The sequence below is a fragment of the Paraburkholderia oxyphila NBRC 105797 genome (assembly GCF_000685075.1).
GTDB classification, from domain to species: domain Bacteria; phylum Pseudomonadota; class Gammaproteobacteria; order Burkholderiales; family Burkholderiaceae; genus Paraburkholderia; species Paraburkholderia oxyphila.
Genome location: NZ_BAYD01000051.1, coordinates 1 through 19,550, shown reverse-complemented (window position 1 = coordinate 19,550; position 19,550 = coordinate 1). Strand labels below are relative to the sequence as shown.

Here is a 19,550-nt window from a genome sequence, read left to right as displayed (position 1 = left end):
CTGGGCGCACTCAGTGCGCGTCGATGATGTGTTCTTGAGCGCGCTCGGCCAGCCACTCTTCGCGCAGGAGCCGTCTTACCTCGGACGAAACGTCCGCATCGAGCGTTGCCGGGTGCTTCGCGCTCACGCAGAAGATTTCGAAGAACGAGCCATCGGGCGCGGGGAACGGGCCGAGCAGATCGCCCACCTGTGCGTTGAACACCTTCGCCTCGATATCCGTTTTCAACGAGCCGCGCAGCACCTTGCCGATCACGCCGCCCCGCTCGCTCGTATCGGCAATCGAGTGCTCGCGCGCCATCTCGCCGAATGCCTCCGGTTCATCCTCGAGGATCGACATCACCTCTCGCGCCTTGCCTTCGGAATCCACCACGATATGGCTCACCTCGATGCTGTCGAACTTCGGCGAGTTGAGCTTGAAATAACTCTCGACCGCCTCGTCGTTGCAGATCCGGTCGAAGGTCTTTTCCTGGTAGAGCGTGTCAGTGATAAAGCTCTCGAATTCGTCGAGGCTGATGCCGAAGACGTCGAGATAGCGGTTCATGTCCGCCGCGCGATGCAGGCCCCGCACACGGCGGAACTGGTCGGCGCGCTGCTGGACTTCGTCAGGGCTCACCTGCACGCCCATCTTCTTCGCCGCGATGACCGTGAGCCGGTCGCGCACCTGCTGCTCGACCAGGCTCTCGAACTGCCCCGTGAGCTTCAGCACGCGGATGAAATCCTCGGTGCCGATGGTCTCGTCGTCGATACGCACGATTGCCGTCATGTCGTTCCCCTGATGACTGCGTTCTGGATACGGTGTTCTGGATTCAGCCTGCGATCTGCCGGAACGGGTCCAGCGCAAAATCGATCAGACGCCGCTCGCGCACGACGATCTCGGCCGTCGCCGTCATGCCGTAGCGCAGCGGATACGTCGTGCCGGCGATCGAGAAATAATCGCGCGCGAGGCGCACGCGCCCTTCGTAGACCGGCTCGCGGGTCTGCGCCTGCGGCTTGGTGGTGGGCGAAATGTATTCGAGCGTGCCGTCCACCACGCCATAGCGCTGGTAGGGAAACGCGTTGAACTTCAGCTTGACGGGCAGGCCTTCGTGCAGGAACGCGCGGTCTTGCTCGGCAATGGCCACTTTCACGACCGGCCGCGCATTGGCCGGCGCAATGCCGCCGAGCGGCGTGTTCGCCTGGATCTTGTCGCCGGGCTGGGTGGTCGTCACGTCCGTGATCACGCCCGAGACGGGCGCGAGCACGAGCAGGAAATTGTCCTTGTCGATGTTCTCGAAGCGGATGCGCGCCGCGGCGTCGGCGGCAAGGCGCGCCGTCTGGACCTGCAGCCGCAGCTTGTCCTCCGTATTGGCGATCTCGCGCTCGGTCGCGTCGTATTCGATGCGCAGGCTCGTGAGCTGCTCGGCGCTGCCTTCGAGCTGCGCCTTCGCCTGCGAGAATTCGTGACTGGTCTGCGCCTGCAGTTCGGCGAGGCGCGCCTGGGCGATCCGCAAGTTGTTGTCCGCCTGCAAATAGGCGCTGCGCTTCTCCTCGACCTGGCTTTGCGCAATCCCGCCGCCGCCAGGCAGCGCAAACAGGCGCTCGTACTTGTCCTGCTCTTCCTTCGCGAGGTCGCGCACGTGGCGCGCGTTGTCGATATTGGCGCGCGCCTCGTCAAGCTGGGCGTTCTCGGCCTGCGCAAGCTTGCTCGTGCCCTCCGTCACCCGGTTCTCGTGCTGATGCGCCTCGACGTCGATCTGCGCCTTGAGGGCATCGGCCTTGCGCTCCATGAGCGCCTTCTTCTCGGGGAACTCCTTCCATTCGCGCTCGGCGTCGTCCAGCTTCAGGCGCGCATCGAGCGCGTTGGTCGCCGCCTGGATCGCACCGCGCGCGTTGATGCGGCCAATCACGTCGTCCTTCTCGACCGGCTGGCCTTCGGCGATATAGATGTCGACGAGCTCGCCATCCACGGGCGCGTAAATGCGGCGGACCTCGGACTCGGGCGCGAGCGTACCCTGCGCGCTCACGATCACGTCCGCGCGGCCGACCAGCGACCACGCCAGGCCGCAGACCACGAGCGCGACCATCGCGATCACCGTCGCCTCGATGAGGCGCCATGGCCGCGCGGTCAGGATCGCGACGCCTTCCACGCTGTGCTCGTCCAGCGCCTCGCCAAGCGGCCGTGGCGGCTCGGCCGCTGGATGCGCTGCGCGCACGCGCGCGCGCAAGCGCTCAATGAGACGGGAGAGCTTCACCGTGGTCTCCTGCCGCTGCGAGCTTTTCGAGCGCACCTGCATGGGCCGCGAATTGCGGCGTGGCGAAATGAGTCGCGCCAAGGCGGTCGTGCACCGCCTGCAGATGGCCCGCGTGCGCCTCGCTGTCGATCTGCTGATACGTGTCGAGGTCGGCGCGCACGGCGTCGAGACCGGCAAGCCGCGGATAGCGCTGCCCATAGTCGGTCAGCGTCGCGGCGAGCGTGTCGAGACGGTCGCTATCGAGCGCCTTGTCGATCTCCGCCTTGATCCGGTCGAGCGCCGCCACGTAGACCGAATCGTCGCTTTGCAGCTTGCGCAGGTGGCTCAGCGCATCGGCATACACGGCGGCAAACGCCGGCACTTCGGCCGAAATCCGGTCGAGCGCGCGCTGATGCTCGCCGGGGTCGTCGTTCCAGCGGCTCGTCAGCGCGCGGATGGGCGCTTCGTCGCGATAGATGCGGATGGGCGCTTCAGGACCGCCGCGTCCGAGCACGAACGACTGCAGCGCCCCCATCCAGTCGATGTTGTCCACGAGCGGCGCTGCATCGGCATTGTGACGCGCGAGCGTGCGCATCTCCTGCACGATGGCCTGCGCGCGATCGAACGCGTGCGCATTGATGGCGTCGATCCACGCCGGCACCTTCGCCTTGATCAGCGCTTCTGTCCCCATGGCGCGCCAGGCGCCGTCGTCGGGCTGGCGTGCGAGGTATTGATCGGCCTTCAGCGCCGCGCTTTCATATTGGCCGCTCGCCAGCAAGGCCTGCATGTCGCGTTGCGGCGCGCCCTGGAACACCATCGCCGCGACCAGCACGACGAGCGCGGCAATCACGCCCGCGCCCCACCCTGCGAGCCGGCGCATGTTGATGCGCCCGCTGCCGCCCAGCGCCTCGCTCAACTCGCTGAGAAAGGTTTCGACGCGTCCGCGCTTGCGCCTCGCGTCCTGCGCGGCTTCGCCGGCGCGGCCTGGCGCATCGGCATCGGGGTTGATCTCGTCGTCCTGTGCCGGGGCCGGCGGTGTGCAGAAAATATCGAGGAACGAATGGGCCGTGCCGACGAACGTCGTGCGCTCGGGGTCCGCTGCGAGGGCGGCCGCATCGGGCCGGCGTGTCGCGGTGGCGGTGGCCTCGCTGGCGCACGCGCTTTCGAGGCCGACGCGGTAGACGAAGTGGTCGCCACCGAATGCGAGCCGCTGCCCGTCTTCGAGACGCACGGCCTGTTCGTCGAGACGGCGCCAATCGAGGAAGGTGCCGTTGGTGCTGCCGAGGTCTTCGACATAGACGGCGTCGTCCTCGGCATAGATATGCGCATGGCGTCGCGACAGGTAGTTCACCTGATGCGGGTAGGCCTCGCGATACTGGGCGAAGGTCTCGTCCGCCTTGCTCACAAGAAACGGAAAGCTCGTGACGACGATCTGCTGCAAGCCCAGATCGCCGCGCTCGGGCGTGAGCGTCACCACCGCCAGGCGCACCGCCTCGCGCGCCGCACGCGGCGCGAAGCCGACGCGGAACGAGAGCGCGCCGGCAAAGCACAGCTCATCGCCATCGTTGAGGACATGGGGTTTCTGGGCGACTTCGATGCCGTTGACAGCCGTGCCGTTCTTGCTGCCGAGGTCGGCCACATAGGCGGCGCGGCCTTCGCGGAAGATGCGCGCATGACGGCGCGAAAGGTCCACGACGAACTCGGGACGCGCCGACGCAAACGGCGGCAGCGTTCGCCCCACCGCGAACAGATCCTTGTCGATGCGGATCTCGCCCAGCTCCGGATGCGATATCGGACGCAGCACGATATCGAACGTCCGGTCGAGCGAAGTCTCTTTCTCGGCAATCGAAGCGGCGTCAGGCACCATGATTGCGCCAACGATCAGCAGTTGTCCGCCAGACTGCGCGCAGCGCGAGCACTGCGCGCGCACGGACTGTCCTTGTGAAGCCGCGCGCCTTGCACTTGGCGATCGGGGTGTTAGAAAAGTGTAGGCGACGGATCGTGGGAATCAAACAACCGGCGTGGCCCGCCGGGATGCGCGGGCTCACCGCGCGGGGGCTGCGGGCGCAGCGGAGTCGGATGCCACGTTGGCGACTTCGACGTCGGTCCACCCGCCGCCCATGGCCTTGTAAAGCGTGACGGTGTCGCTCAGGATCTGCTCGTGATTGGCGAGCAGGGACAGCTCCGCGGAAGCGAGCGAACGTTCGGACTCCAGTACTTCCAGCTGCGAGACGAGCCCTTCCTTCAACTGCGCCTCGACCTGCGCCGCGACGGTGCGCAGACGCTCGTTCTGCTCCAGCAGCTCGACACGCTGCTTCTTGTGCGCGTCGAGGTTCACGAGCGCGTTCTCGACCTCTTCGAAGGCCGTGAAGACGGCCTGGCGATACTGCTCTTCGGCAACCTTGCTCTGCGCCTCGGTCGTCTTGATGTGGGCATGCACACCGGGATCGAGCATCGGCAGGTCGATGCTCGGCATGAAGCTCAGCGTGAACACCTTGAAGAGGTCGGAGAGCGAGAACGCGGCCGTGCCGGCGCGGCCCGTGAGACTGATGGTCGGCAGTTGCGCGAGCCGCGCGGACCCGACTTCATCATACGATTCGAGAATGCGGAATTGCGCGGCCACCACATCGGGGCGGCGGCCGAGCAGCTGGGCGGGCAGCCCCATGGGCACGTCGGGGAACTTCACGCGCTGGCGCAACTGACCCACCGGCATCTTGAACTCGCCCGCCGGCACGCCGATCAGCGTAGCCAGCGCATTTTCGGCCGTATCGCGCTCGCGGTGCAGCTCGAGCAGCTCATTGGCGAGCCCATTGATCTCGGCGCTCTGGCGCAGGACCTCGGTCTTGGGCGCAACACCGTTTGCGTACATCTGCTGGTAGATCGTGAGGATCTGCTTGTTCTTGTCGAGCGTCTGTTGCTCCTCCTTGATCTGATCGTCGAACTGGAGGATCTGGAAATACGTGGTCGCCACATTGGCCACGAGCGTGAGCCAGCCTGCGCGCCAGTCGGCCTCGCTCGCATGGAATTCGGCCTTCTGGGCCTGCACGCTCTTCTCGACCTTGCCCCAGATATCGATGTCCCAGTTCACCTCCGTGGCCACATCGTAGGTCTTCGTGAGGCCGATACCCGTGCTCTTTTCATAGTCGATGCCGGCGCCCGCATCGACCGTGGGCAGCTCGCCGGCCTGCGCTTCGCCGATCTGCGCGCTGGCCACGCCAATGCGCGCCGCCAGAATCTTGATATCGACGTTGGCCGAGATGGCCTTGTCGATCAGCGTGTTCAGGTAGGGGTCGTCGAATGCCTTCCACCATTGCGGGTCGACGGTCGCGGCCGCTGAAACGGCACCGTGCGTGTGCGCCCAGGTTTCCTTGGCCGGCATGTCCGGGCGGCGGTAGGCGGGCGTGCTGAGGTCGGTGCAGCCGCACAGCAACGCGGCGCACAATCCCGCTGCGCCGGCAACGCGCGCCAGCAAGCCCGGCATGCCGATATGGGCATTGGTGTGCGACGGCGTGATCGATGGCGAAAGAGCGGTGTTCACGATCGACTCCTTGAGCGGAACGCGACGATGGGGGTGTGGGGGATGGAGAGACGGGGGAACCTGGGAAGCGCCGTGGAGGCGCTGGAGCCTCCACGGTTTGCCGCGCGCTCAGTAGTAGTTGATCGTGTTCTTGGCGGTTTGAACGGGGTTGACCGTCGAGCGGATGTTCGAGGCGAAAGCGACGTCGTTGCCCGTTTCGTTCACGATGTCGTTGGACTGGCCGATCAATTGCGAAGCGTTGAAGGTGGTCGAGGCGATGTTCACGCTCGGGGTCGGGTAGTAGAAGGGCATCAGGCCGCCCAGCGTGCCGCCGCGCACGGCGCTCATTTCACGGCGGTCGAGTTCGTGGGCGACGCTCAGGTCTGCGATCGTCAGCTTGGTCATGGTCGTTCTCCAGATGGGTGTTGCCGGGATGTTGGTGGTTGAGCTGCAGTTTTGCGGGCTCGGTTGCATAGAGGCACGAGGCGTGCCAGTCGTGCGGCCGACTGCCTGCGAAGCAGCGCATCGCACGCTGGACAAGGACTTTGCTGGAGCTTGCCGTGCGCGCCGCACCTGAACCGGCTCATGCGCGCGACCAGGCCTGATGGGCGAAGACCAACTCAATACGCGAATTGTGTTGGCGTCGCGCAGACATCGGCTGGCAGGGCGCTGATCGAGTAGCTGGAAATTCTGATTTCCGGAGTTTGCCGGCGCGCCCGGCGCTCTTCAGCCGACGCCTGGCCGGCCGGATCACGGCCAATATGAGGGTCGCCGGCCAACCCGACTGAAAGCTCATGAAAGCCGCCAGAAACGCACGTCGGGTGATTTGATGCCCGGTTGTCCCTCATCTCGCCGCCTTGAAACGCGCTGCGTGTTGGTACCGGCATGCGCTCAGGATTCATCCGGACCTTGCCATCGCCCATCAAAACCTGGCCGCAGCGCTCGAACGCGAGGGGCTGCGTGAGGAGGCTTGCGCTCATCGCGAACACGATTACGCCGACGAAGCCGAGGACGCGCAACTGCCGCCTTATGACCTGGTGTTCAATGGAATCGGCGACCCCGACGTCGCAACGCCGCTTGCTGCGCGCCTCGCCTGCTTTGCCGCACGAGCAGTCCGGTCTCGCGTTCCCGCTATTGATGCGCCCGCTCGCGACCCACGGTGGCGAGGGCCTCGAACTGCATACGTCGCTTGCGTCATTGTGGTCTGCGCTCGTCGACCTCGAAGCACCGTGTTACCTCACCGCCTGCCACGACTTTCGAAGCGCCGACGGCTACTACCGCAAATACCGGATCATCTACGTCAACGGCGAGCCTTACCCCTACCATCTCGCCATCTCGAGCCACTGGATGGTCCACTACTTTTCGGCCGGTATGGAGCTCACCGCCGACGGGCAGGGGCTCGTGCTTGAAACCAACGCCACCATGCTTGCGCATCGCGAACCACGGTTCGGTCCATTGGCGCACAAGAACCCGTATATCGACCAGATAATCGCGGCCTTCGAGCGCATGCTCCAGGCACGCACTCATAGCCGCCCTGTTCAGACCATCTAGCACAAGCGTCCGCGCATCGGGATAGACAACCGTGCGCGAGCAACTTCGCACGCGAAATCGCACGCAGCCGGAAGCCATTGTAGACTTGCTCGAACGCGCTGGATGTTGCCCCGTTATTTCATTGAATTACGGAAGACAAGTTATGGAAAAAAAGCAATGCCGGCTTGCTCGCATGTCGAGGTGGGTCGCGGCATTGGGCAGCGTCGTGTTCGTCAGCACGGCCCATGCGCAAGAGTTGACTGTGCTCGGGGGATGGCTGCGTGCGGATCGGCCTGGAGAGTCCGCTTACTCGTGGGGCTTCACTTATCTGCAGGCGCTCGATGAACACAACGCACTGAGCTACTCCTGGATCAACGAAGGCCACGTTCAGGACAATCATCGTGATGGCTTCGCGTTGCAATACTGGCGGCGTGCCGCGTTTTTTGACCGGCGGCTCTCGCTTGCCGCAGGGGTGGGTGCCTACAGCTATTTCGACACGGAGTCCTCCGTCGACGACAAGCCCTATATCGACAGCCATGGCCTGGCGGCGATCTTCAGTCTGTCGGCAACCTGGTTTGCCGACGACCGGCTGTTCTATCAGATACGCCTGAATGAGATCCTCGCGCCACGCAGCTACAACACGTTCAGCGCCATGTTCGGCATTGGTTACGAGCTCGATAAACCGAACACGCGCGGCTCGCTCTCGGGCGGCACCAGCGACAGCGTGTCCAGTGGCAACCAGATTACCGCCATGGCCGGCACGACAGAAGTCAACAGCCTGCGCTCACCGGGCGCGTTCGCGTATGGCTTCGAGTATCGGCATGGCTTTGGACGATATTTCGACGGCACTATCAGCTGGATCGATGAAGGACATACGCAGCTCAACACCCGCTCCGGTGCGGCAGCACAGGTGTGGTTGCGCCGTAGTTTCTTCAACGACAAACTGAGTCTGGGAGTGGGTGTGGGCCCCTACTATGCGACCGATACGCATCGTATCAAGGATGGCACAGACACCAGTGGCCGCGTCTCGGTCTTGCTGACGATGTCGGCTGCATATAACCTCACCCGACACTGGTACGTACGCGCGTCGTGGAATCGTGTGATGACGAGCTACGACAAGGACAGCGATATCTATCTTGGGGGCTTCGGCTATCGCTTCTAGAGGGTGTCAGGCCTCACCACGACAATGCCAACCGAGACCCATTCCGATCCATCGCAGTCCATATGGACCGCGATCCGCAGCGACGGCGTGAATGGGTTGCACGACGCCGTAGTGGATATCTCCGGGTGGATCATTCCACTGGAGACGACAGGCGCAGAAGCCGACTATTTTATTCTTGCCGCGGATGAACCCTGTTGCGGCGGCTGTGTGCCACGCGACCCTTTTCGTTGCATTGAGGTCGTGACACGCGTGCCTGTCGTGCCCCGGTGCGAATCCGTGCGACTGCGCGGCCGTCTGATAAGGTTGATCGACGATCCGGCAGGTTGGCGCTATCGGCTCGAAGCGGCGCAGCCCGCGGGTTCATCCGTGGCGGTATCCGCAATGAGCCGTCGCGCATTCCTCGCCTCGGGAGCCGCACTGGGTCTTGCCGCGTGTACGCCCGGACGCTTTGCACGCTATGCCGACGCGTCTGACGAACCGGGGCCGGGCCACGGCGAGCCCCCGCTATGGCGCGCCTCCGCAGGAGCGCTCACGCTCGACATGCACAGTCACGCCGGCCATGTGATCGTCTCGCGTAATCCGGCAGTCGGCGAGCGTCGACCGCTGACGTCGGTGAGTGCGCCAATGCGCGCAGGCGGAATGAATGCGATCTGCCTCGCCATCGTCACAGACACCGTCGTGACGCGTGTATCAGCCGACCGAAAACGCTTCGAGGCATGGCGCACGCCGCAGCCTGGCGAGCTTTACCGGCTCGGCCAGGTAGAGTTCGCGCGCGCGAAGACATTGGTTGAGCACGAGCAACTCGAGATCGTGACGCGTGCCGGCATGCTCGCCGCAGTTGACGGCCAAAGGCCGTGCGTGATTATCGCGGCCGAAGGCGCGGATTTTCTCGAGGGTCGACTGGAGCGCGTCGACGAGGCCTACGCGCTCCATCAGTTGCGGCATCTTCAGTTGACGCATTACCGTGTCAACGAGCTCGGTGACATCCAGACAGAGGCGCCGGTTCACGGCGGGCTCACCGATTTCGGCGCCGACGTCGTGCGCCGCTGCAACACGCTCGGGATTGTCGTGGACGTCGCGCACGGCACCTATGATCTCGTCAAGCGAGCGGCGTCCACGACGACGAAGCCACTGGTGCTCTCGCACACGGCGCTCGCGGGACACCCGGGCCCGCGCAGCCGCCTCATCACGGCCGATCATGCGCGCGCCGTGGCGGCAACGGGCGGCGTGATCGGCGTGTGGCCCAGTTCAGGAACCTTCCACGACCTCGATGCGATGGCGCACGGATTCAGGCGCATGGTGGATGTCGTGGGCGTCGAACACGTGGGACTCGGCACGGACATGTACGGTTTCATCTCGCCGCCGGTATTTCGCAGCTATGAACAGTTGCCGGCTCTTGGCGCGGCGCTGCTTGCAGCCGGCTTCTCACAGCAGGAATCCGAACAGCTGCTGGGCGGCAACTATCGACGCGTGCTCGAGGCAACGCTCGCCTGAGCGCACCGTTCGCGAATGCGCGGCCGGATGGATTTCCGGCTCGGACGCGGTGCTGGCCGACAGCGCGCGAAGGTAAGCGCCTTGTTCGTATGGATCACTTAACGTAAATAGTAATCTTCTTCGAATACACAGGTGGATCATGTGGAATATGGTGAGCATCCCCCATCAGCAACTGCAACGTATGCTTACCTGGCGGCAACTGAATCATCGTTTCGGTTTCCCCGGCGCCGAAATGCAGATGATTCCGATCGGACGGAATAGGCTGATCCATCGGCGGCAAATCCGTATCGATCAGCAAATGATGATGCCCGGTGTTTTTGAACTCGACATCCTTGGGCGCCACGCCCATATATCGCAACCCGAACCAGACACGAAACGGCTTGCCAGCCGGCATCACCTGCCCGTTATTGGGCCAGCCGATATAAACGATCGCCCGGGGATCCGCCGGCGTAGTGCCCGCATGCGCGACACCTCCCACAAGCAGCGCGGGACTCCCCACAAAAGCCAGCACAAACACGAAAACAAACACAAAAAACCGGTTCATGGCATGCACTCCCGCTACTGACTGAAAACAGCCGCGAAGCAATACCGCGCTACTTGACCGTAATCGTGATCTTCTTCGAATAAACCGGCGGATCATGCGGCACGTGGTTGTAATCGCCCATCAGCAACTGCAGCGTATGCTTGCCCGGCGGCAGCTCGATACGCGCCTCCGTTTCACCCGCCCCGAAATGAAGATGATTGCGATCGGACGGAATCGGCTGGTCGAGCGGCGGTAGATCCGTGTCGATGAGTAGATGATGATGGCCCGTGTTCGCCCGGTTCACGCCCTTCGGGCAAATCCCCATGTTGCGCAGTCCCATGCGCACCCAGAACTTGCCGCTGGGAATCGTCGCGCCGTCCGGCGGCCAGATGATGTATTCCTCGGCTCCCGGTGGCGACGGCGTGCGCTGGGCCCACGCGAGTCGCGGCATCAGGACGGCCGCTGCCAGGGCCAGCAAGGTTTCTCTTCTTCGCATCTCGTTGCTCCTTCTTCGGCAGTCGGCACGCGGCGTTGCGGTTCGGTGCGTGTTGTACAGCTTAGGTCGAATTCACCACGATGCACATAAATCGAAGCGTGCCCGCCTCGTTCGTCTCATGTGCGTCATTCGCCTCATGCATCGCCGAACGCGTGCTATTTTGTAGTTGTGTGCGAACAATGCTTGCGCCCGTGACCGGCAGCGTCTGTAACGCCCGCATCGTGCCAGCACGGCCGGGCAGCTCGCCCTCGGCATTCAAAATCGATGGCTCCTGGGCGGCGCCTCCGGGCGTCGCCTGCCAGGGAGAACAAACATGTGGCGGCTATTGTTGCCTGTGTGCCTGCTGGCCTCGCTCAGCCCGACCTCGGCGATCCCCTCGCCCCTGCCCCCGGCGCAAGCCGCTTCGGCTTGCGCAAGCGCGTCGCCGCCCAAGGATCTGCATCCGCATTTCAAGGACACGCGCGCCACCGCCGCGCTCGATTTGCATCTGGCCCAGCGTCATGATGGCTTTGTCATCCTGCGTGTCGGCCTGATGCCGAAAGACACCTCGGAAGAATACGAAATCACGTTCTGGAATTCGATCAAGGACAGCCAATACCCGAGCGATTACGAGGCATACCTGAAGGCCTATCCAAACGGGCGCTTCGCGCCGCTCGCCCAGGCGCGCCTTGCACGCCTGCGCGCCGCTGCACCGAAACCAACCTCCGCGCCCGCAGCGCCAGTGGCACACGCGGCGAGCAACGCGGCACCCGCCGCCCCTGCGCCTGTCCCCGCGCCTGCCCCGCAAGCGAAAACGCCGCCTCCTCCCGCCACGCCGCCGGCTGCGCAGACCAAGGCCGCGCCTGCTGTTGCAACGCCCGCTCAAACGGCAGTTCCCGCGAAGGTCAATATCGCCACGACCAAGCCGGGGCCGCACGATATTCAGGACTGCCCCACTTGTCCGCTCCTGATTCCGGTGACGCCCGGCAACTTCATGATGGGCAACGACACCGACGATCCATCCGAAAAGCCCGTGCATCGCGTGTCGATCGGCCATAGCTACGCACTGTCGAAGTATGCGGTGACCGTGGCGCAGTGGAACGCCTGCGCCAATGCGGGTGCGTGCCCACGCTTGTCGAGCGAGAGCAACTCCGCACCGAACGCACCCGTGCGCGATCTGAGCTGGGACGACGCGCAGCAATACGTGAAGTGGCTCTCGAAGGTCAGCGGAAAACCGTACCGTCTGCCCACCGAGGCGGAATGGGAGTACGCCGCGCGCGGCGGCACCGCCACGCGCTACTGGTGGGGCAACGAGATGCGCAAGGGAACGGCGAACTGCAAGGACTGCGGCCCGCCATGGCGCGTCGAGGCACCCGACGACGTCGGCTCGTTTCCGGCCAATCCCTACGGCTTCTACGACATGGCCGGCGGAGTCTGGGAATGGGTCAGCGACTGCTGGCACAACTCGTACAAGAACGCCCCCGACGACGGGCGCACCTGGGACGAACCCAACTGCCAGACGCGCGTCATCCGTGGCGGCTCGTGGCGCGACGGCGCGGGCTATATGCTGAGCGCCACGCGCTTCAAGTACGACAGCAGCGTGCGCTACAACGCCAATGGTTTTCGCGTGGCGCGGGATATGCAATAGCGCGGCTCGGGTTGCGGGTGTCGTTCAAGCAGGTCCGATTCATGCAGGCACACGCGGGCCTGCTTACTGCCCTCGCCGCTGCGAGTCCGAATCTCCGGCAGATGATCAGGCACCCAATCCGGGCCAGAAATTCGAAACAAGTGTAATCAACTGTTAGCGGTAAACGCGCAGGCCCGTTTTGACGCTGGGGACGCGCTGGCACTTTGGTACGATCGCGCCTTTCGTCCACTGCACCGCCAACGTGAACCGCCCGTCCGTAACGCATTTTCGTGAGCTTTGCGCTCGAGGGCTCGCCCGTCTGCGCACGGTTGCGGCGATGACCGGCGCGAAGGCCCGCGGCGTGAGCGGCGCTGCGTGGCACGGGCTTCGACATCCGACGCGTCGCGGTCTCATGCTCACGCTGGCTGCGGTGCCGGCGCTATTTCTCGTCTATGTCCTTGCACTCATCCCGTTCACGCCGCGCGTGAGCGACATCCGCAAGGCCCGTGTCGACCGCCCCGCGCTGGTCGTCTCCGCCGACGGCAAACTGCTCGCCGAGTTCAAGCCCGTCAATCGCGAGTGGGTGCCGCTCAACCAGATTTCGCCCTACGTGGTGCAGGCGTTGATCGCCACCGAGGACCACCGGTTCTACGAGCATCATGGCATCGACCCCGAGCGTCTCGCGTCGGCGGCCTTCCACACGTTTTCGGGCACGCGCCAGGGCGGCTCCACCATCACGCAGCAGCTCGCGCGCAATCTGTACCCCGACGAGGTAGGCCGCGCGCCCACGCTCACGCGCAAGCTCAAGGAGGCCATCACCGCCCTCAAGATCGAATACGTCTACAGCAAGGGCGAGATCCTCGAGACCTATCTGAATACGGTGCCGTTCCTCTACAACGCCTACGGCGTCGAGATGGCCGCGCGCACGTACTTCGGCAAGCCCGCGGCGCAGCTCGACATTCTCGAAAGCGCAACGCTGGTGGGCATGCTCAAGGCCAATAGCGCCTACAACCCGGTGCTCAATCCGGAGCGGGCGCTCGAGCGCCGCAATACGGTGCTCGCCCAGATGGTGAAGTTCGGCAAGCTCAAGCCGGACGAGTTTGCCTGGCTTAAAAGCCAGCCCACCCACATCGATTTCGAGCCCCAAACGGAGCCGGTGGGCGCCGCTCCGCATTTCGCGGCGCAATTGCGCCGATGGCTGATCACCTGGGCGGACCGCAACGGCTACAACATCTATTCGGACGGCCTCGTCGTGCGCACGACCATCGATTCGCGGCTACAGGCGATGGCGACCCAGGCCGTTGCCTGGCAAACCGGCCAGCTGCAACGGATAGCCAGGGATGCATGGAACGAGAGAACGGGCTGCTGGCCCGGCAATGACCTGTTCCAGTCATTCATCAGGCAGACACCCGAGTACCGCGCGGCGCGCGATGCGGGCCTCACGGATCCGGCCGCCGTGAGAAAACTGGCGATGGACGGCGCGTTCGTCGACGCCCTCTGCCGCAGCAAGACGCAAATCCAGGCGGGCTTCATCGCACTCGACCCGCGCAACGGAGACATCAAGGCATGGGTCGGCAGCCGCGATTTCCACGACGAGCCGTTCGATCACGTGCAGCAGGCGCGGCGTCAGCCCGGCTCGACCTTCAAGGCCTTTGTCTACGGCGCGGCCTTCGCGGACGGCGCGCAACCGGGCGACACGATCGTCGATCGCAACGTGACCATTGCGCTCAAGGGCAACGCGGTGTGGCGGCCGACCGACGCCGAGCCGCCTACCGGCCGGCCGATGACGCTGCGCGACGCGCTCGCCTATTCGCGCAACCGCGTGACGGCCCAGCTCATGCAGCGCGAAGGCCCCGCAAAGGTCGCCGATCTGGCGCGCAAGATGGGCGTGCGCGAAAGCCCGCTCGATGCGGTGCCATCGCTCGCGCTGGGCACGAGTCCGGTCACGCTCAAGGAGATGGTCTCGGCGTATTGCACGATCGCGAACCACGGCGCCTATATCGAGCCGCGCATGGTGACGCGCATCGAGGATCGCGACGGCAACGTGCTCGCCGAATTTCCGGCGGCTCAACCGGAACGGGCGCTGCCGCCGGGCGCGGCGCTCAAGCTCATCGACGCGATGCGCGACGTGGTCAACCACGGCACCGGCACCGAGATCAGGACGCGCTTCGGGATTCGCGCCGATGTGGCCGGCAAGACGGGCACGACGCAGGACAACACCGATAGCTGGTTCATCCTGATGCATCCGCAACTGGTTGCGGGCGCATGGGTGGGCTTCGACGATGCCCGCGTCACGCTGCGCAACGACTACTGGGGTGAAGGGGCGCACAGCGCGTTGCCGATGGTGGGCGCGTTCTATGACATGGCGCTGCGCGCGAGGGTGATCGATGCGCGTGCGCAACTCGCGCCGAAGAGCACTCCGCCTGCTGCAAGCCATCCTCGAACGACGCACCACCGGTTCCTGTTCTGGCGATTCTGATTTGCGCGCTGCGTGGAGGCGCATTGGGATTCCAGCGCCTGGCGTGTGCGGAGTAAAGCGTGATCGTTCAGTGGTCAGTGGCTGGCACGATTTTCACACTCAGGAAACTCACGTTTCCCTCGTGAGCAAAAATATCCGCCCTGGCTCCTTCTCCTGCCGTCGCCTTCACCCCTCAAAGACGAACCAGACGGTGGGAATTTGAAGATCCGTATGACAAATCTGTCCGATGCAGACAAGCAGCGCGTACGCGCTTTCACGCCCCACCCGCGCTTCTGCTCCAACCGCTCCCCATTTTATATTGAATAGACAACTTTCGGCGAACTTACGCCGCGTGGACCGCCGCCCCACGCCCGTAGTTCCGTTTATACCGCCTATGCGTAAACCCTGATATCTGCAAAGTTGTCTATACAATATGCTCCAACCATCGCGGCCATCCCCGGACCGCTTTTGCTTTCAATTTCTTTCAGTGGAGGAAGTCCGTGACTTCGCATCGCCAGGATACTCAACGGGTTACGGAGCTGTGCATCACCCCCGGCACGCTCACGCTCGCACAACTTCGCAGCGTGCATCAGAACCCCGTGCGGCTCACGCTCGACCCCAGCGCCTACGTGGCCATCGACCGCAGCGTGGCCTGCGTCGAACAGATCATCGCGGAAGACCGCACCGCCTACGGCATCAACACCGGCTTCGGCCTGCTCGCATCGACGCGCATCGCGCGCGACGACCTCGAAAACCTGCAGCGCTCGCTGGTGCTTTCGCACGCAGCAGGTGTGGGCGAGGCGCTCGATGACGCGCTCGTGCGCCTCATCATGGTGCTCAAGATCAACAGCCTTGCGCGCGGCCTCTCAGGCATCCGCGGCAAGGTCATCAACGCGCTCATCGCGCTCTTGAACGCCGAGGTGTATCCGCACATTCCGGTGAAGGGCTCCGTGGGCGCCTCGGGTGACCTCGCGCCGCTCGCGCACATGTCGCTCGTGCTGCTGGGCGAAGGCAAGGCACGCCACGACGGCCGCTGGATGTCGGCGCGCGACGCGCTGAAGATCGCCGGCCTCGAGCCGCTCAGCCTCGCTGCGAAGGAAGGCCTCGCGCTGCTGAACGGCACACAAGCCTCGACCGCCTACGCGCTCAAGGGCCTGTTTCTCGCCGAAGACCTCTACGCCGCAGCGAGCGTGTGCGGTGCGCTGAGCGTGGAATCCATGCTCGGCTCGCGCGCGCCGTTCGATCCGCGCATTCACGCCGCGCGCGGCCAGCGCGGCCAGATCGACGCCGCCGCCGTGTATCGTCATCTGCTCGGCGCATCGAGCCAGGTGGGCCAGTCGCACGAGAACTGCGAAAAGGTCCAGGACCCGTATTCGCTGCGCTGCCAGCCGCAGGTCATGGGCGCCTGCCTCACGCAGATCCGTAACGCCGCCGAAGTGCTGGAAGTGGAGTCCAACGCCGTCTCGGACAACCCGCTCGTGTTCCCCGAAGAAGGCGACGTCATCTCGGGCGGCAACTTCCACGCGGAACCCGTTGCGATGGCGGCGGACAATCTCGCGCTCGCGATTGCGGAAATCGGCTCGCTCAGCGAACGCCGCATCTCGCTGATGATGGACAAGCACATGTCGCAGCTGCCCGCGTTCCTCGTGGCGAACGGCGGCGTGAACTCGGGCTTCATGATCGCGCAGGTCACGGCCGCGGCGCTCGCCTCGGACAATAAGGCGCTCGCCCACCCCGCCAGCGTCGACAGCCTGCCGACCTCGGCGAACCAGGAAGACCACGTGTCGATGGCGCCCAACGCCGGCCGCCGCCTCTGGGAAATGGCCGACAACGTCAAGGGCGTGATCGCGATCGAATGGCTTGGCGCCTGCCAGGGCCTCGACTTCCGCGAAGGCCTGAAGACCACCGACGCGCTGGAAACCGCACGCCACATCCTGCGCGAAGTCGTGCCGTTCTATGAGAAGGACCGCTTCTTCGCACCGGACATCGAGGCAGCGAGCGCGTTGATCGCCAAGCGCCATCTGAACGCGCTGCTGCCGGCTGCAGTCCTGCCGAGCCTGTAATACCCGCAACATCCGCACTACCTGCAATTTGCATCACCGGCCTTGAGCGTCATCCAGCATCGCCTGGCAACAGCGCGCGACGCTCAACGGCCGCATGAAAGAGAAGACGAAACGTGCCGGCAGAGTGCAACGGGGCCACAAGCCGCCGCTGCTGTCTGCCGGACCGTTCAAGGAAAGAGACATTGGAAGAAAATCTGCAGCGTAACCTCGGAGCCCGCCACATCCGGTTCCTCGCGATCGGCTCCGCCATCGGCACTGGCCTGTTCTATGGATCCGCATCGGCGATCCAGCTGGCCGGACCGGCAGTCGTCCTCGCGTACATCCTGGGTGGCGCGGCAGTCTACATGGTCATGCGCGCTTTGGGCGAGATGTCCGTGCGCAATCCGATTTCGGGCTCCTTCAGCCGCTACGCCGGCGACTACCTCGGCCCGCTCGCCGGCTTCCTCACCGGCTGGACCTATATCCTCGAAATGATCATCGTCGGCCTCGCGGACGTGACGGCCTTCGGCATCTACATGGCCTTCTGGTTTCCGCACGTGCCGCAGTGGATCTGGGTGCTGGCCATCGTGCTGCTGATCTGCGGGCTCAATCTGTGCAACGTGAAGATCTTCGGCGAGATGGAATTCTGGCTCGCGCTCGCGAAGATTCTCGCCATCGGCGCGATGATCATCGGCGGCGCCGCCATTCTCGTGCTGGGCATCAGCATGAATGGCGAGCAGGCACACGGGCTCTCGAATCTCTGGACCCATGGCGGCTTCGCACCCCATGGCGTGGGCGGCCTCGTCGCCTCGCTCGCGGTGGTGATGTTCGCGTATGGCGGAGTCGAGATCATCGGTATCACGAGCGGCGAAGCGAAGAATCCCGAAGTGGTCCTGCCACGCGCGATCAACGCGGTGCCCGTGCGTATCCTGCTGTTCTACGTGCTCACGATGATCGTGCTGATGGCCGTGTTCCCGTGGACCAGGATCGACGGCCAGGGCAGCCCGTTCGTGCAGATCTTCTCGGGACTCGGGATCAAGTCGGCGGCAACGATTCTCAACGTGGTGGTGATTTCGGCTGCGGTTTCCGCGATCAATAGCGACATCTTCGGCGCCTGCCGCATGATGTACGGCATGGCCGCGCAAGGCCAGGCTCCGCGCGTGTTCACGATCACGTCGCGTGCCGGTGCGCCCTGGGTGACGGTGCTCGTGATGGGCGTGGCGCTGCTCGGCGGCGTGCTGCTCAACTACCTGATTCCGGACCAGATCTTCCTGGTCATCGCGTCGATCGCGACGTTCGCCACGGTCTGGGTCTGGCTGATGATCCTGCTTTCGCAGGTGGCCATGCGCTGGCGTCTGTCCAGCGACGAAGTGCGCGCGCTGAAATTCAAGGTGCCGCTGTGGCCCGTCGGCCCCGCTGTCGCTATCGCGTTCATGTTGTGCGTGATCGGCGTGCTGGGCTACGAGAAAGATACGCGCATTGCCCTATACGTCGGCATCGGCTGGATCGCGGTGATGACGGTGGGCTGGTGGGTGAGCAGCAAGCTCAACGGCAACGCTGACATTGCTGAGGAAAAACGCGAGATGGCGAAGCAGAGCTGACGCGTTATTACGCACTGCTGTGCTCTGCAACGCGCCCCGTATCCGGCATGGCTGGATACGGGGCGCGTTTTTTTGCATTACGTTCGTGCGCTGGCTCAGGCCGTGCGTGCGCCGGAAAGCGTCCTGTCAATCAGGTCGCCCGGTCTCGTATTCAACGTGACGAGCAACGTTGCGCCGCCTGCTTTCTCAACGGCGCCCAGGAGTCTTGTTCTGCTGGTTTTCTCAATGACTATACAGCCGTCGCTGCCCTTTTCGCCTGGGCCGTGAATTTCGAATGGGACCTTTTTGAATTCGCGGCATCCGGCAAACTGCGCGTCAAGGAACTGTGGGGTTATTACAGCGGCAGGGTCCCATGCATCACCCTGGTATTCACTTGGCCGCTCGATTCGATATAGACCGGGAGGTATGGCGCCTCCGCGAATGCCCTTCTTGTCATTGGTTGCCCGAAAGGGCGAGTAGGAATCGAAAGAGCGCTCGCCTTTTCCATCGATCCGACCGCGTCCACCCCCGCTCACACCGCGAACGCAGAAGGAGATTTTTGCGACCTCTCCGACTATCAGCTCGGACCATATGTAATAGACCAAATCAAAGTGCCTGGCATCCATCGCGATCTCCGTCATGCGTGGTCGGACTGTCGACGAGACTTGAAGGGCATCGGAGTCAGCATGGCACGCTGTCTGCGCCAAGGGAACCGGAAATGTTCGGTACCGAACGGAGTTTCGTTCCCGAGTCGGCCCGCATCCGCAGATGCGTTTGATTGACGGATCAAGCAGATGGACGCGAAACGGCTGTGTGCACGAATGCGGTCGTTGCAACGGCAGGCGTCCGAGCGGCAGTTCAGGGGGGCTTAGGCTACTGGCGTGCTGCACACTCCCGAGACGAATGTGGAGCTTAGTTGTGAGTCGGGATAC

At 64.0% G+C, this 19,550-nt stretch carries 16 protein-coding genes; 7 read left to right on the top strand and 9 right to left on the bottom strand.

Going from position 1 to position 19,550, the window contains the following annotated elements:
• Positions 1-10: 10 nt before the first annotated feature.
• The 6 genes from BO1_RS27730 to BO1_RS27705 form a co-directional block, all read right to left on the bottom strand.
• Complete coding sequence (locus BO1_RS27730) at positions 11-763, bottom strand: peptidylprolyl isomerase (RefSeq protein WP_028220344.1); 753 nt, start codon at positions 761-763, stop codon at positions 11-13.
• Between the two features lie 43 nt (positions 764-806).
• Positions 807-2,192, bottom strand: a complete 1,386-nt coding sequence (locus BO1_RS27725) for an HlyD family efflux transporter periplasmic adaptor subunit (RefSeq protein WP_028220343.1) — start codon at positions 2,190-2,192, stop codon at positions 807-809.
• 16 nt (positions 2,193-2,208) lie between these two features.
• On the bottom strand, positions 2,209-4,140 hold the full coding sequence (locus BO1_RS52975) for an FHA domain-containing protein (protein ID WP_245643914.1): 1,932 nt from the start codon (positions 4,138-4,140) through the stop codon (positions 2,209-2,211).
• Positions 4,141-4,254: 114 nt separating this feature from the next.
• Positions 4,255-5,691, bottom strand: a complete 1,437-nt coding sequence (locus tag BO1_RS52970) for an efflux transporter outer membrane subunit (RefSeq protein WP_043286811.1) — start codon at positions 5,689-5,691, stop codon at positions 4,255-4,257.
• A gap of 165 nt (positions 5,692-5,856) precedes the next feature.
• On the bottom strand, positions 5,857-6,132 hold the full coding sequence (locus BO1_RS27710) for a hypothetical protein (RefSeq protein WP_028220342.1): 276 nt from the start codon (positions 6,130-6,132) through the stop codon (positions 5,857-5,859).
• A 215-nt stretch (positions 6,133-6,347) separates the two neighbouring features.
• The gene (locus BO1_RS27705) at positions 6,348-6,746 is read right to left on the bottom strand and encodes a hypothetical protein (protein WP_028220341.1); all 399 of its coding nucleotides are present in this window, start codon (positions 6,744-6,746) and stop codon (positions 6,348-6,350) included.
• A gap of 25 nt (positions 6,747-6,771) precedes the next feature.
• Here BO1_RS27705 and BO1_RS27700 point away from each other — a divergent pair, with 25 nt between their 5' ends.
• The 3 genes from BO1_RS27700 to BO1_RS60305 all read left to right on the top strand — a co-directional run bounded on the left by BO1_RS27700 (position 6,772) and on the right by BO1_RS60305 (position 9,913).
• On the top strand, positions 6,772-7,278 hold the full coding sequence (locus BO1_RS27700) for an ATP-grasp domain-containing protein (protein ID WP_028220340.1): 507 nt from the start codon (positions 6,772-6,774) through the stop codon (positions 7,276-7,278).
• A 142-nt stretch (positions 7,279-7,420) separates the two neighbouring features.
• Entirely contained in the window at positions 7,421-8,419 is a 999-nt protein-coding gene (locus tag BO1_RS27695) for a porin family protein (RefSeq protein WP_028220339.1), read from the top strand.
• A 381-nt stretch (positions 8,420-8,800) separates the two neighbouring features.
• Entirely contained in the window at positions 8,801-9,913 is a 1,113-nt protein-coding gene (locus tag BO1_RS60305) for a dipeptidase (RefSeq protein ID WP_245643913.1), read from the top strand.
• Positions 9,914-10,007: 94 nt separating this feature from the next.
• Here BO1_RS60305 and BO1_RS27685 read toward each other — a convergent pair whose 3' ends face one another.
• Together BO1_RS27685 and BO1_RS27680 are read right to left on the bottom strand one after the other, a co-directional pair.
• Positions 10,008-10,457, bottom strand: coding sequence for a DUF4399 domain-containing protein (locus BO1_RS27685; RefSeq protein WP_084688223.1), 450 nt, complete (start codon positions 10,455-10,457; stop codon positions 10,008-10,010).
• A 49-nt stretch (positions 10,458-10,506) separates the two neighbouring features.
• Positions 10,507-10,932, bottom strand: coding sequence for a DUF4399 domain-containing protein (locus BO1_RS27680; protein ID WP_028220336.1), 426 nt, complete (start codon positions 10,930-10,932; stop codon positions 10,507-10,509).
• Positions 10,933-11,245: 313 nt separating this feature from the next.
• Here BO1_RS27680 and BO1_RS27670 point away from each other — a divergent pair, with 313 nt between their 5' ends.
• From BO1_RS27670 to BO1_RS27655, 4 genes are all read left to right on the top strand, one after another.
• On the top strand, positions 11,246-12,559 hold the full coding sequence (locus BO1_RS27670; protein ID WP_084688222.1) for a formylglycine-generating enzyme family protein: 1,314 nt from the start codon (positions 11,246-11,248) through the stop codon (positions 12,557-12,559).
• Between the two features lie 316 nt (positions 12,560-12,875).
• Complete coding sequence (locus BO1_RS27665; protein WP_156992421.1) at positions 12,876-15,017, top strand: penicillin-binding protein 1A; 2,142 nt, start codon at positions 12,876-12,878, stop codon at positions 15,015-15,017.
• 479 nt (positions 15,018-15,496) lie between these two features.
• Positions 15,497-17,059 carry a histidine ammonia-lyase gene (hutH, locus tag BO1_RS27660; protein WP_043286783.1) on the top strand — a complete coding sequence of 521 codons (1,563 nt, stop codon included), beginning with the start codon at positions 15,497-15,499 and terminating at the stop codon, positions 17,057-17,059.
• A 182-nt stretch (positions 17,060-17,241) separates the two neighbouring features.
• Entirely contained in the window at positions 17,242-18,639 is a 1,398-nt protein-coding gene (locus tag BO1_RS27655; RefSeq protein ID WP_043286779.1) for an amino acid permease, read from the top strand.
• A gap of 95 nt (positions 18,640-18,734) precedes the next feature.
• Here the strand turns inward: BO1_RS27655 and BO1_RS27650 are convergent, their stop codons facing one another.
• Positions 18,735-19,244 carry a hypothetical protein gene (locus BO1_RS27650; RefSeq protein WP_043286776.1) on the bottom strand — a complete coding sequence of 170 codons (510 nt, stop codon included), beginning with the start codon at positions 19,242-19,244 and terminating at the stop codon, positions 18,735-18,737.
• Between the last annotated feature and the right edge of the window lie 306 nt (positions 19,245-19,550).

What these genes read in the sequence shown, in the direction of transcription:
- BO1_RS27650 (WP_043286776.1), bottom strand. Translation starts at nt 19,244, where the DNA reads ATGGATGCCAGGCACTTTGATTTGGTCTATTACATATGGTCCGAGCTG.
- BO1_RS52970 (WP_043286811.1), bottom strand. Translation starts at nt 5,691, where the DNA reads ATGCCGGGCTTGCTGGCGCGCGTTGCCGGCGCAGCGGGATTGTGCGCC.
- BO1_RS27695 (WP_028220339.1), top strand. Translation starts at nt 7,421, where the DNA reads ATGGAAAAAAAGCAATGCCGGCTTGCTCGCATGTCGAGGTGGGTCGCG.
- BO1_RS27730 (WP_028220344.1), bottom strand. Translation starts at nt 763, where the DNA reads ATGACGGCAATCGTGCGTATCGACGACGAGACCATCGGCACCGAGGAT.
- BO1_RS60305 (WP_245643913.1), top strand. Translation starts at nt 8,801, where the DNA reads ATGAGCCGTCGCGCATTCCTCGCCTCGGGAGCCGCACTGGGTCTTGCC.
- BO1_RS27665 (WP_156992421.1), top strand. Translation starts at nt 12,876, where the DNA reads ATGACCGGCGCGAAGGCCCGCGGCGTGAGCGGCGCTGCGTGGCACGGG.
- BO1_RS27710 (WP_028220342.1), bottom strand. Translation starts at nt 6,132, where the DNA reads ATGACCAAGCTGACGATCGCAGACCTGAGCGTCGCCCACGAACTCGAC.
- BO1_RS27685 (WP_084688223.1), bottom strand. Translation starts at nt 10,457, where the DNA reads ATGAACCGGTTTTTTGTGTTTGTTTTCGTGTTTGTGCTGGCTTTTGTG.
- BO1_RS27670 (WP_084688222.1), top strand. Translation starts at nt 11,246, where the DNA reads ATGTGGCGGCTATTGTTGCCTGTGTGCCTGCTGGCCTCGCTCAGCCCG.
- BO1_RS27700 (WP_028220340.1), top strand. Translation starts at nt 6,772, where the DNA reads ATGGAATCGGCGACCCCGACGTCGCAACGCCGCTTGCTGCGCGCCTCG.
- BO1_RS27680 (WP_028220336.1), bottom strand. Translation starts at nt 10,932, where the DNA reads ATGCGAAGAAGAGAAACCTTGCTGGCCCTGGCAGCGGCCGTCCTGATG.